General features: G+C 49.1%; 9 protein-coding genes. 3 read left to right on the plus strand and 6 right to left on the minus strand.

The window, feature by feature from the left end; genetic code table 11:
- The 6 genes from AC1DUA_RS05185 to AC1DUA_RS05210 all read right to left on the minus strand — a co-directional run.
- On the minus strand, positions 1-2,006 hold a 2,006-nt coding region (locus AC1DUA_RS05185; RefSeq protein ID WP_477498701.1), incomplete at its 3' end, for a beta-N-acetylhexosaminidase family protein.
- The gene (locus AC1DUA_RS05190) at positions 2,007-3,320 is read right to left on the minus strand and encodes an alpha-L-fucosidase (protein ID WP_477498702.1); all 1,314 of its coding nucleotides are present in this window, start codon (positions 3,318-3,320) and stop codon (positions 2,007-2,009) included.
- Between the two features lie 431 nt (positions 3,321-3,751).
- Entirely contained in the window at positions 3,752-4,378 is a 627-nt protein-coding gene (locus AC1DUA_RS05195) for an SGNH/GDSL hydrolase family protein (RefSeq protein ID WP_477498703.1), read from the minus strand.
- Positions 4,379-4,401: 23 nt separating this feature from the next.
- The gene (locus AC1DUA_RS05200; protein ID WP_477498704.1) at positions 4,402-5,322 is read right to left on the minus strand and encodes a dihydrodipicolinate synthase family protein; all 921 of its coding nucleotides are present in this window, start codon (positions 5,320-5,322) and stop codon (positions 4,402-4,404) included.
- 4 nt (positions 5,323-5,326) lie between these two features.
- Positions 5,327-6,250 (minus strand): 4-hydroxy-tetrahydrodipicolinate synthase, encoded by a 924-nt coding sequence (gene dapA / locus AC1DUA_RS05205; RefSeq protein ID WP_477498705.1) that lies wholly within the window; start codon positions 6,248-6,250, stop codon positions 5,327-5,329.
- 26 nt (positions 6,251-6,276) lie between these two features.
- A complete protein-coding gene (locus tag AC1DUA_RS05210; RefSeq protein WP_477498709.1) occupies positions 6,277-7,425 on the minus strand; it encodes an iron-containing alcohol dehydrogenase in 1,149 nt (382 codons plus the stop codon).
- 232 nt (positions 7,426-7,657) lie between these two features.
- Here AC1DUA_RS05210 and AC1DUA_RS05215 point away from each other — a divergent pair, with 232 nt between their 5' ends.
- The 3 genes from AC1DUA_RS05215 to AC1DUA_RS05225 form a co-directional block, all read left to right on the plus strand.
- Positions 7,658-8,674 (plus strand): hypothetical protein, encoded by a 1,017-nt coding sequence (locus tag AC1DUA_RS05215; protein ID WP_477498706.1) that lies wholly within the window; start codon positions 7,658-7,660, stop codon positions 8,672-8,674.
- Between the two features lie 17 nt (positions 8,675-8,691).
- Positions 8,692-11,367, plus strand: a complete 2,676-nt coding sequence (locus AC1DUA_RS05220; RefSeq protein WP_477498707.1) for an alpha-L-rhamnosidase — start codon at positions 8,692-8,694, stop codon at positions 11,365-11,367.
- A 42-nt stretch (positions 11,368-11,409) separates the two neighbouring features.
- A partial coding sequence (locus AC1DUA_RS05225; RefSeq protein ID WP_477498708.1) for a glycoside hydrolase family 65 occupies positions 11,410-13,362 on the plus strand: 1,953 nt, incomplete at its 3' end.

Consider the following 13,362-nt stretch of genomic DNA (forward strand, 5'->3'; position numbering starts at 1 on the left):
GTCAGTTCCCGATAGCTGTCCAGTCCTTTTTCCAATTCTACCGCTGCAGCTTCCAGCAGTTCGACTTGGTGAAAATACTCCCCTTTGACCGAATGCTTATAGGTTAAAATGAGGATCGCAGCCTTGACCTTATGCACATAGGCCTGCACCATATGACGGATTGCAGCCATATCGCTCGCCAATCTTTCGTATTCTTCCCTGTTGCGCGATACGAAATTGCTGGCTTGTTTGATGGCTAGTAGCGCTTCCTCAGCATGTCTCTGCGCATCGGCAATGATATCCGTCGGCGTTTCTCCAATGTGAGTTTCACCACTCAGCTCTTTAACGACGAAATCCTCCAGCCGTTCTCCTTGCGGTGATTGGGATTCCCACAGATCCGGCCAAGGCATGTGCCGTTCTGGATTGGTGAGCTGGCTCATCATCATGCCGAGGCTCATCGTTTGGCGATTGCCTTCGGTAATGCCGAACCTGCGCAACAATTTCGGCGCGCATTCGCCAGAGGCTTCATAAGCATCCAAGATCGCTTTACCTGCCTCACGGCTTCCGAAGCGCTTCCCAAGCGTATCGATCCAGTAGTTCCGCTCTGCACTCGGATCACGATCTGGGTTCCACGCATACCGGAACCAAGCGGCAAACCAGATCCAATCTCGCTCCAATTGACGCAGTCGCTTCTCCGACTTATCTGGCGCATACGGCCAATCCCAGAAGAACAACGGATACAGATGCAGCCCGTTTGCTTTCAAGCGGTATTTGGCCGCCTGCATACATTTTTGAATGAACGATGGGGCTCCATATCGGAATGGCTCCAGGTTCGCCAATATATGAACATTGACTATGTGAATCGTCTGCAAAGAACCCAGACGGTTGTGTATTTCTTGCCATCTGCCTCGAGGAGTATAAGTCGTCAATGACTCCCCGTTATATTTGGCTTCCGTATACAAATTCGGATACAAAGGCAGCGCTGCCTCGATCACTTTTTGCGGCTCAATTGCATGGGATCGCAGGATAATTGGCGGTTTGTCCTTCACGTTCGAATGTTTCAGCCCTTCTAATAACCCGGCTAGAATCGTTTCATTAAACCATTCCACGCCATAAATTTGTCCTTGAAGCGCTTCGCCAAGGCAAACCATTAGCCCGGCATTGGGGAAAGATTGAACGAATGCAGCGATCGATTTCTTGTAGTAATCGCTCGTTATCGGCAGCGGCTTCGGTTGATGCAGCTTCAGGTCATGTTTCTGCGCAAAAGGCAGCGGAATATGGATGTTGTAGAACTTCAACACGACCCAGATGCCCAGGCGGTCAGCTTCTTCCGTGATCCAGCGGAACGTCTCCCGATTAAAGGCTAGCTCATCTTCGGTCACTTCCAGCGCTTCAGGATAATCTTCCAGCTGCACCAGGGAAGAAAACGGATGGCCGGACCACAAGTAGACCACGTTGCAGCGCTGCTCAACCATCATGTGGAGGAAGTCCTGCCACAACGATCGGTCGTAAAACCAAGGAAAGCGATCTGTCGTAATGGGGTACTCATACGTCTGGCGTGGCGGTTCTACGGTTGTTTTTTGCAATCCGATTGCTGGTCCACGCAAGGAGAAACGCGGCTTATCCCCATAAGCGATGTCACTTGGCAGCTTTTGAGCTTCATCAATTCGGCTCGCAAGCTCCAGGCAGCCGTATAGAACGCCCGAATCGCTTCCCCCGGAAATAATCGTTATACCTCCTGGGCAAGAGGCTAAATAAAAACCTTCTCCCTCTGGCGCTTCCGTGTGATATAACAAAACATCTCGCTCTTCCAGTTGCTGCACAAATGCGGATTCTTGGCGGTTGCCAATGTAAATTTTCAATCCCTGCACAGAGCGGTAATTGTCCAACGACCATGTCGCTTCTGATTCTGTTTCAAGCACGGTATAACCGGAATTTTGAAGCGCTTCTCTTAGTCGTTGAATACCAAATTCCACACGAGGGGCAGCGTTTCGTTCATAGCCAAGTGTAATGGCTTTCATTGTCATCTAGGCCTCCCCTTTCAAAAATATTTCAATGACCGGCACCGCCACATCGGGCTTTCTTACAGGGAGCGACAAGACTAACGTCTTCTCATCTCGACCCTCTTTATAAGCTCCGTTGTCGATTCCGCTATGGACAACGCCTTGCTTAAAGCGAATCTCGGATGCATCGTTAAGCAGCTGCGCATACTTTACTTGGCCGGCCAAGCCATGCAAATGAATGCTTTTAAACGGCCAACTATACACATGCACATATAAGCGATTGGTCTCAGGGTTATAGGTCAGTCGGCAATCCTGGGGACATGCAATCGTCTCGGGCGCCTGTGTGCAACCATATATCGAACGGCTATGACGCCTCATCCAGTCGCCGATTCCTTTTAAACGATCAATCGAGCGCTCATCGAATTCGCCTCGTCCAGTAGGCCCTACATTCAGCAGCAAATTTCCACCCTTGCTGACGACATCAATCAACATTTTGACCAGCATATCTACGCTTTTCCATGATTCTTCATCCCGATGATATCCCCAGGAACCACTAAACGTATGCGGCGTCTCCCAAACTACACGTTTGCCGTCAATCTGCACCCATTTGCTTGGCAAATACTGCTCAGGCGTCGTAATATCTCCGCCTATTTGCAGGCGATCGTTCAATAAGATGTTCGGCTGCAGCTCGCGAATAAGCTTGATCAGCTCCCTGCTTTTCCAATCTTCCTTGCCTTTGCCAGCTAATCCATTCTCCTCTGGAAAAGAAAAATCATAAAACAACAGATCCACATCACCGTATTCAGTTAACAATTCCTTCGTTTGACCAAACAAATATTCACGATATTGCGCAAAATCCTTCTTAGCGCTGTCAGCGATAGCTGCCTCATCAAATCGTAACGGGTGCTTCGTGTCGATCGTATAATGCGGATGATGCCAATCGATCAGGGAATGGTAAAAACCGACCTTCATGCCACGCTCACGGAACGCTTCCGTCATGGGTCTGATCAAATCCCTGCCAGCCGGGGTATTAGGCGCCTTATAATCAGTCAGCTTGCTGTCCCATAAGCAAAATCCTTCATGATGCTTGGTCGTTACTACGGCGTACTTCATTCCAGCATCGTAAGAGAGCTGCGCCCACAATGCTGGATCATACAAATCCGGATCGAACTTATTGAAATATTTGTTGCGGTATTTCTCTCCGCTCAATCGCTCTCTAGATTGCAGCCATTCATGCCTAGCAGCTAGCGAATATAGCCCCCAATGAATAAACAAGCCGAACCTGTCGTGCGTAAACCATCTGCTGTCTCCGGTTGTTGGTTCTATTTCGTATGTCATTGCATTTACCCCCTTGTACTTCCGTAATAGGATTGCAAAATCTGCGGAACCGACCTGCCCCTGTCCACGGCTATCACCTGATCAGGCGTTACTTTCCGGTTGCATGAATATGATCTCATGATCAGTTTACAAGAAAGCAAGCGGCCCATTATAGGCTGAATTCATCATATATATAGGTGACGCGAAGCGAGCGTTCTCCAGAATGGCGATTTGGGAACTACAGTCTGCTATTTACTTGAAAAAGTGCTACTTCTGGCGGAAAGGGGAACTACAGTTCGCTATTTCTCCAGTTTTGCTCAAAAAACAGCTCGTGAAGGACAAATAAGACCTTGTAGTTCCCCTTAAAATAAAAAAATCTCGTTTTTGTCCAAATAGAGGACTCCAGTTCCCTCTCCCTAGGGCTCAGTGTCCTCAATGACCCTCAATGACTCTCAGCGACCCTCAATAGCCTTCAACCAAGTCGTAGCCATCAGCATATCCCCCAATGGATTCATATGCACACCGTCCGTTGTTAAATCCTGACCGGTTTCCAACTTGATAAAATCAACAAAAGCAAAATGCGTCGGAACCAGGATGGCATCATACTGCTCCGCCAGTCGGTTCACAATGTCCACATACGGCTTCAATAGCCGGTTTCCTGTGGCATCCGGATACTCCTTGATGACCGTAGGCTGCATCAGGATCACTCTGCAATCGGGTATTTGCTTCGTTTGATCCAGTAAATTACGGTAGACTTCTTCGAATTTGTCAGGGTATACCTGTTCGCCCATAGGCGAGTCCAATTGACGCCAAACATCATTAATCCCGATAGAAATGGACACCCACTGGGGTTGATGGTCCATCACATCCAGCGTCCATCTTTTCTCCAAATCGATCACACGATTGCCGGAAACGCCCTCATTAATCATTTTCAGGCCAAGTTGCGGATAAACCGCTGTCAGATAATCATGGATGATGCGCACATAACCCGAGCCAAGCTTCAATGGGTCTTTTTTACGCCCTTTATCTGTTATACTATCCCCGATAAACACGATGCGATCTTTCTTTTTAAACGGCATAACCCTTACCTCCTATTTTAAAATCAACTAGACAAGCTTTCTTTCAGCATCCGATACACGGCATCCAGCTGCTCCACTTCAAGCTTATGATTTTCCTTGAAAGCACTCGCATCTTTGGAACGGCAATGCAAGGAAACGGGCAGTCCCCTTTTGCTCAGATGATACTTCGCATTAATAGGGTACATCTGCAGCTCAATCAGGGATGCAGCTCCAACAAATGACTGCAGCCTATCCGCTATGACCGGCTCCTCGTTCCAATTTTCGGTCAATCGCACATAGATATCAGGGTGAAAATTAGCCATAACGCCGCTGAAACCAGAAGCTCCCATCCTTAGGGAGGCAAGCAGCGTTGCGGAATTGGCATTAAATAGTTGGAGTGAGCTGCCTTTCACCGCTTCAAGTTTTGCGGCAATTTGCTGCAAATCGCAGCTGGTATCCTTGAGAAAGGCGAATCTCCCTGTATCTGCACATTGTTTTAACAGCTGCGGGCTCAGCAGTCTTTTGTACGGATACGGACATTCATAAATGCCCATCGGCACATTCTGGACTCGATCAATCAGCTGTACAACACGCTCGAACCATATCTCGTCAGACTCATCCAAACTAGCCAGTCGGTTGCTGACCAACACAACTGCATGAACCCCCGTCTCCGCTATCTGCTGCAGTTCCTCTACCTGCTCCGCGAATAGCTCGGAGATATGACCCGATGCAATGACCGGAACCCGGCCAGCAGCTTGGCGCGTAACGAATCGAGCCAGGCTCACTCTCTCCTCCAGAGTCAAATAAAACATCTCACTCGATTGACACACCGCAAATAGACCGTGCACGCCTTGGTCAATGTACCATTCAATCAGCTGCTCCAATGCGCCATAGTCCACTTTGCCGGTATCCGTGAAAGGCGTTATCATAGTGGGCCATACGCCTTTAGGTATGCTCTCAATCATTGCCTCAGTTCCTTTCCTCTACCTTCGTCAGAAGTACGGCTTCTGCCAGATAAGTATCCATAACCCGTCGAAGCTCCTCTTTCGCTGATGGATTCAGCGGTTGTACAGGCAGACGCGGTTGTCCCGCAGGCAATCCGATCATGCACATCGCTTCCTTCAATACGGAAGGGAGTGTCCCCATAGCAAACGCGCTGCGCAAAGCTCGTAACTTACGCTGCTGTAATTCTGCTTCTTCCAACTCTCCCCGACTCCACAAATCATATATACTCTTCACAACCTCGGGAAACACATTGGCTGTTGCAGCTATAGCCCCATGTCCGCCAGCCATTAATGTTGGCAAAATGAGTGAATCCGTTCCTGCCAATACGGAAAAGTTCGGTCCAGCTACCTCTATGTATTGCAAAATGGTATCAAAACTGCCGCTGCTGTCTTTGATCCCAACAATGTTAGGCACTTTGCTTAGTTCCTTCACGGTTTGCGGCTGAAGCGAGTTTCCGGTCCTTGCCGGAATGTTATACAGAAGCACGGGAAGCTCCGTCGCTTCCGCAATCATGCGGAAATGAGTCAGCAGCTCCTGCTGGGTATACGTCACAAAATACGGTGTAATGACGGACAATGCATCTGCCCCCATATGCGCCAAACGTACAGCAAGCTCAATAGACTCTTTCGTACTTGTGCATCCAGCACCCACATATACTGGTAATCGTCCCTGTGTTTCCTCAAGGACGATTTCGGCGACCTGCAGTTTTTCCTCGAAGGACATGGAGAAGAACTCCCCATTCGTACCAAGGCAAAACAATCCGTGTACATCCGCGTTAATCAATCTGCGGGTTAATTGCCGCAATGCAGCTTCATCAAGCTGCTGATCAGCATCAAAAGGTGTCACCATAGCGGGAATGATCCCAGACGGTCGCAGTAAAGAATCCATAACATCTCTCCTTCATATTCCACTAGTCACGGAAGCAATTGGCGGTAAACAGCTTGAATGTCATCTATGTTCATCGGTTTCGGATTGTTATGCAGAAGCCTTGTGACCTTGGAAGCAGCTGCAGCCAACTCACCGACATCGTCATCGGTTACGCCAAAAGCGCGCAAATTCTGCGGGATGCTCATCTGGCCGGTCCATTCGAATATGCGCCGATTAACCGCTTCCGAAACAGCGTTCCCGCCATCTGTCCCAACCTGCAGCCCCATCGCACATGCAACATGTCCGAGCCTATCATGTATAGCATCCATGTTGAACCTCATGACATGCGGCAGCAGCATCGAATTCGCAACACCGTGTGTAATGTTGAATTTCCCCCCAAGTGGGTAAGCCAGTGCATGCACGGCTGCTGTTCCAGCCGAACTTAGTGCCATACCACCGTACATCGATCCTAGGAGCACGCTCTCCCTCGCTTGCAGATCTGATCCGTGATGGTAGGCTTGCAGCAAATTGCCAGAAATTAAACGAATCGATTCTAGGGCAAACATATCGCTTATAGGGTTAGCTTTTGTGGAGATATAGGATTCCAGCGCATGAGTAAACGCATCCATACCGGTTGCAGCCGTGATGCTAGGCGGTAGACTGACGGTTAGCACGGGATCGATAATAACCATCATAGGAAGCAAGTGCCTGCTGACAATGCCCACTTTTAATTCCTGTTCAGGAATAGTAACTATCGCGTTCGGTGTCACTTCTGAACCCGTCCCTGAGGTCGTTGGAATTAACACCGTAGGTATCCCAGGTTTCGATACGCGGTCAAGGCCAATTAAACTCATGACGTCCACGGGATCTGTCATCAATACAGCCAATAATTTCGTTGCATCAAGCACGCTCCCACCGCCAATGCCGATGAATAAATCAACAGGTTCGGAGGCAATGTGGCTGAACACTTGTTGAATGTTCTCAACCGTTGGTTCCGGCCTCACATTCGTTAGGCATCTGCTGGTTATTCCCGCTTGCGATAGTTCGCTCTCGATCCGATCAATGACCCCCATCGCCTTAATCGAAGGTTGCGTTACGATCACCACGTGCTTGAAATCTCCGTGCCGTTTTATCCTTGGAACTAGATCGGTTATCGCATGTTGTCCGGCAACAATACTGCCGGCTGTTTCGAACATAAACGGATTGAAACCGTGATTGTCCTTCACTTAAGCCCCTCCTCTCGAGCTGAAATGCCTAAATTTCCCCCTCATCCTACGCTCGGCTATTCGTGATGTCAATGCTGACAGGACTTGAAGATCGCTTTGACCTATATATCAGGTACAATACCCCACACAACAAGTAAGCGCTTAATTGTAATCTGAATAGGGAGTTGGTCTTTGGATTTTTTAACAGGAGGAGTGTGTCACGTTGCATATACAGCCTTATCTCACGCCATATAAATTGGGTAGTCCTGTTCTTGTTGGATCTGGGGTGTCTGGGCATTTCGACGAGCGAGCTGTCGATTGTCCGTTCGTCTTCCAACATGGCGGCAGGTTCTACATGATGTATGTAGGGTTTGACGGGATCGGTTACCAGACGGCTTTGGCGACAAGCCATGATCTTATTAACTGGGAGCATTTAAGTGTCATCCTAAAAAGAAAGGAAGACGCGACCTGGGATGCTATTAATGTTGCCGGTACCTGGATGTTGAAAGAAAATCGCCTCAATGCTCCTCCCGTACTGAAAAAATGGAACAACAAATATTGGTTAGTTTATCATGCTTATCCCAACGCGGGTTATGAAGAAGGCTCCGCCAAAATTGGTATCGCTTGGACCGAAGATGAACAGCTGCTCGATTGGCATCGATGTCCAGATCCAATCCTAACACCAGAGGAAGGCGCAGACTGGGAAAAGGGTGGGCTCTACAAAGAATGCTTGGTTGAACATGAAGGCAAATTCTTTCTGTATTACAATGCCAAAAACACAAATAAAGGGCGATGGATCGAACAAACAGGCGTTGCTTTCTCCACAGATTTGAAGGAGTGGCATAGGTACGAACAGAATCCCGTCCTACAGGTTACCCCGGATGCATGGGACTCAGGATTTGTCAGCGATCCGTGCGTATTGCATGATCCAGACCGAGACCAATGGGTCATGTATTACTTTGGCTATAATTACAAGCAAGCACAGGAAGGCATTGCTCTTTCCCGTGACCTTTTACATTGGGATAAATATCCTGAACCAATCATTCGTGTTGGTGACGAGGGCAGCATTGACGCTACTTTCGCCCATAAGCCTTCTGTCATTAAGCATGCAGGTAATCTCTATCATTTCTACTGCTCATGCAGGCCGTATCGAGAAGGCGATCCGACCAAAAACTACGGGAAAGAGTTCCGCACGATCAGCGTCGCAACCTCTCAACCGCTGGATACCCAATCACGCTGACGAAGGGGCGAGATCAGATGCAAGTGAATGAATTGTTTGTAGAAAGCGCACGCCGCCCACTCGGGATTGATGTCCTCCAGCCGGCATTCGGCTGGAGTTTTGCTGATACGCCAGTACGTTTGCAAATGCAAACGGCATATAGAATCATTGTTTCTGCTAACGAAGATAACTTTCGAAGTGAAATTGTCTGGGACAGCGGTCAACGTAATAGCAAGAAAAACGTTCATATCTTATACGAAGGACCGCCGCTTGAGTCCAGGCTTCGCTATTATTGGAAAGTACAGGTCTGGGATGAGAAAGGCCAAATGACGGAAAGCCCTGTCTCCTGGTGGGAAATGGGACTTCTCCATGACCAGGACTGGTCTGCGGCTTGGATCGCTCAATATGGCAAGGAGCCATCTGAAAGACCCGCCCTTCCACTAATGAGGCGCGAGTTCCATCTCGACAAACCCGTGGCACAAGCTCGTGTCTACCTATGCGGGCTAGGTCAATTTGAGCTGCGGCTAAACGGAGAGAAAGTCGGCGACAACGTCCTGGAGCCAGGATGGACAAACTATGACAAAACTTGTCTCTACTGCGTCTACGACGTGACTGAGCAACTTCACGAAGGCGGCAATGCGATCGGTGTGATGCTGGGGAACGGTTTTTTCAATGTAACAGGAGGTCGTTACAGCAAATTCAAGCATTCCTTCGGCACGCCAAGATGCCTCGTTCAGCTGGAAATCATCCATACGGATGGTAGCCTAACTCAGATTCTTAGTGATCGGAATTGGGACTCCGCACCGGGACCTATCCTCTTCTCGTGTATATACGGAGGCGAAGATTACGATGCTAACCACCTCCAAGCGGGTTGGGATCTGCCAGGTCTAACTCTGAATGATGTCTGGAAACCAGCGGTCGAAGTGCTAGCACCAGCAGGAAAACTAACATCACAAGCGATATCCCCGTTGAAAGTCATGGAAACATTTCAGCCCATGCAGATAACTCAACCGCTTCCCGGTGTGTATGTAGCTGATTTCGGCAAAAACTTTGCGGGCTGGATCAGCCTCTGTGCAAAAGGCCCTCAAGGCGCCAAAATTACGATGTCCCCTGCGGAATTGCTGAAGGATAACGGTACCATTAATCAGAAATGGACCGGTTCTCCCACCAAGTTCACCTATATCATGCGCGGAGATGCTGACGTAGAAAGCTGGTCGCCGCGTTTCAGCTACAGCGGTTTTCGTTATGTGCAGCTCGAAGGCGTTGTTCCAGCGGATGCAGCGGTAGCCGATTCCGAAATTCCTGTTCTTATCCAATTGGAAGGTCAGATGATTTACCCGAACGTAGACAGTTGTGGTAACTTCGCCAGCTCCAATACGCTGCTAAACCGCACGCATGGGATCATTAACCAAGCGATTCTGAGTAATATGAAGAGCATATTCACCGACTGTCCACATCGGGAAAAGCTAGGTTGGCTCGAGCAAATTCATTTGATGGGCCCTTCCGTAGCCTTTAATTACAATGTCGAGCGATTGTTTATCAAGACCATGGAGGACATCCGGGACGCCCAGCTGCCAAACGGGATGGTGCCGACAACTGCGCCTGAATATGTTGTTTTTTCCGATCAATGGCGCTGTTTCCGGGATTCTGTCTCATGGGGCGCCACCTACATACTCACAGGCTGGAATTTGCTGCAATTTTACGGCAATCACCGTATCCTGAGCGAGCATTATGAAGGAATGAAAGCCTATATCGACTATTTAAAAGCGGGCTCCGATCAGCTGATTATCCACAGCGGCCTTGGAGATTGGTACGATGTTGGCGATAACCCGCCTGGCTTTGTTCAAAATACGCCTGTTGCGCACACCGAAACCGCTATGTTTTACCATATCGTCGATGTGTTTGCACAAATTGCAAAACTTCTGGACCGCAGCGATGACGCTCTCAATTATGCGCAACTGCGTGAGGACATTAAAGCTGCGTTTAATCATGCTTTTTTCGATGACCAAACGCAGCAATATGCCACTGGCAGTCAAAGCGCCAATGCGATGCCGCTTGTTCTAGGGCTTGTCCAAGAGCCTTACAAAGAAATCGTATTCAAACACCTAATCAATGACATCATCTCGCGCGGGTATCATACGACAGCAGGCGATGTTGGCCATCGCTATGTGCTGCTTGCCCTTTCCCAGAATGGGCGTTCCGATATAATCTATCGCATGAGTCAAAATACCGATCACCCTAGTTATGGCTATCAAATTGAAAACGGCGCGACATCGTTAACAGAAGCTTGGGATGGTCCCACCGTCGGCAAATCGCAGAACCATTTTATGCTCGGACATTTGGAAGAATGGCTTTATAGCGGTTTGGCAGGCATCCATTATCGGTATTGCCCCGATTTCGAAAGCTACAAGCTGTCCATCCGACCAGCCATACTGGATGATCTGAATGATATAACGGCAGATTATCTTCTGCCCTCTGGTAAACTGCGAGTCGCATGGCAGCAGGATGCTGCTGAGCGTCGACTCCAGCTTGAGATCACCATTCCGGCCAATTGTTTGGCGGATGTCTACCTTCCATCTGTCTCCTTGGATACTCTCCTCGAAGGTGGGATTCCGCTAGAGGATGCAGCGGCTGTACAAGAAGTCCTCATTGATAATGACTATGCCGTCATACGCGTGGGCTCAGGCAACTATCGGTTTGAATGTTATGTTTAAAATGAAACCAAATTATCTACTTTTTCCCGATGAGGTGCTGACATGATCGATCGAAAAGCTTTAGTTGGACGCCATAATCCGCTTATTACCAGCTTTGATAAATTCTCTTCCCTCTCAGTTGGCAATGGGAATTATGCCTTCACGGTTGATGCAACCGGTCTGCAAACCTTCCCAAGCCTGTATGCTGACGGTGGTGTGCCGCTTGGCAACTTCTCCAACTGGGCGTGGCATACGCATCYGAATCCAGAGGAGTACCATGTGGATAAGTTCCCGCGCACCTATTTCCCTACCTTTGGCGGGAGAAATATCGGGTTTCCGTATATGGCGCCTGGTCAAATTACGGATGAATACAAATGGCTGAAATTTAATCCGCACAAATTGCATCTGGGGAAAGTTAGCTTCCGTTTGAAGCTTCCCTCAGGTGAAGAAGCCTCCGCTGACGACTTGAAGGAAATTGAACAAGTGCTCCATCTATGGGGCGGAGTCATTGAAAGCCAATTCTCGATCAGCGGAACGAAAACCATGGTGAGCACCTGCTGTCACCCTACTCAAGATTTGATCGCCGTTCGCGTTCAATCTGATTTGATCCGCCAAGGGCATCTCCAGATTGCCTTTCATTTCCCTTATGGGACATGGAAGTTCGCCGGCGTAGATTGGGGAAAAAGCGCTCAGCACGAAACTGAAATCGTGAGCAGCAACAGGCATTCCGTCCAAATTGACCGCAAGTTGGATCAAGATGCTTATACGTTTACCGCGGCTTGGTCAAGCGGAAACTTAGCTCAAGACGAGCAAGACAACCATTTGCTCCTTCTAACACCATCATCCGACCACGATGAGTTCGAGTTCAGGTTCAGGTTTGCTCCTGGAACAAATGATACTGATTTGCCAACGTTCGAAGCTGCACGAGCCAGCTCTGAGCAGCACTGGCGAAACTTCTGGACCTCGGGCGGAGCAATCGAGCTTGCTGGCAGCAAAGATTCACGCGCGCTCGAGCTTGAGCGTAGAATTGTGCTGTCCCAGTACTTGACCGCTATTCAATCATCCGGAACCTTGCCACCGGCGGAATCAGGACTTACCCATAACAGCTGGGCTGGCAAATTTCATCTGGAAATGCACTGGTGGCATTCCGTTCACTTTGCACTCTGGAATCGGCCGGATGGCCTGACCAACAGTCTGGAATGGTACATCAGCATCCTGGATCAAGCCCGAATGCTTGCCGCTTCTCAAGGATACGAAGGGGCGAGATGGCCGAAATGTGTGGCTCCAGATGGCATTAACGGCCCTTGTTACATCGAGCCGTTCCTCATCTGGCAGCAACCACATCCTATTTATTATGCTGAGCTAATGTATAAAAATAAGGGCACAAGAGAGACATTGGAGAAGTATGCTGATCTCGTCTTCGAAAGTGCGGCATTCATGGCTTCATTCGCAGAATGGGACGCCGAACAACAGCGGTATGTGCTAGGTCCGCCCGTTGCCCCTGCACAAGAAATTTATGATCATGCAACAACAATGAATCCGACTTTCGAATTGTCATACTGGGCTTTCGGATTATCAACAGCCCTTGCATGGCAAGATCGACTCGGACTCCCACGAATGGAGAAGTGGGAGCATGTCCTGATCCATTTATCCAAGCTCCCTGAAGTGGATGGTCTATATGTGGCTGCGGAGACAGCTCCCGATACATTTACCAGTGGCAGCAGCACCAAAGATCACCCCACCATGCTTGCTCCGCTTGGTATTCTCCCCGGCAACATGGTGGATCGTGTAACGATGCTTAGGACTCTGCACGAAGTCATCAAGGTCTGGGACTGGGATGCGACATGGGGATGGGACTATCCCTTGGTAGCCATGACCTCGGCAAGACTCGGTGAAGGGCAATTGGCCGTAGATACTCTCTTGATCGACAAAGTCACCAACACCTTCCTCCCGAATGGCCACAACTATCAGCGGAAGCCATTAACGGTATACCTCCCAGGGAACGGGGGTCTACTA

The organism is Paenibacillus sp. 01T422 (assembly GCF_056398785.1).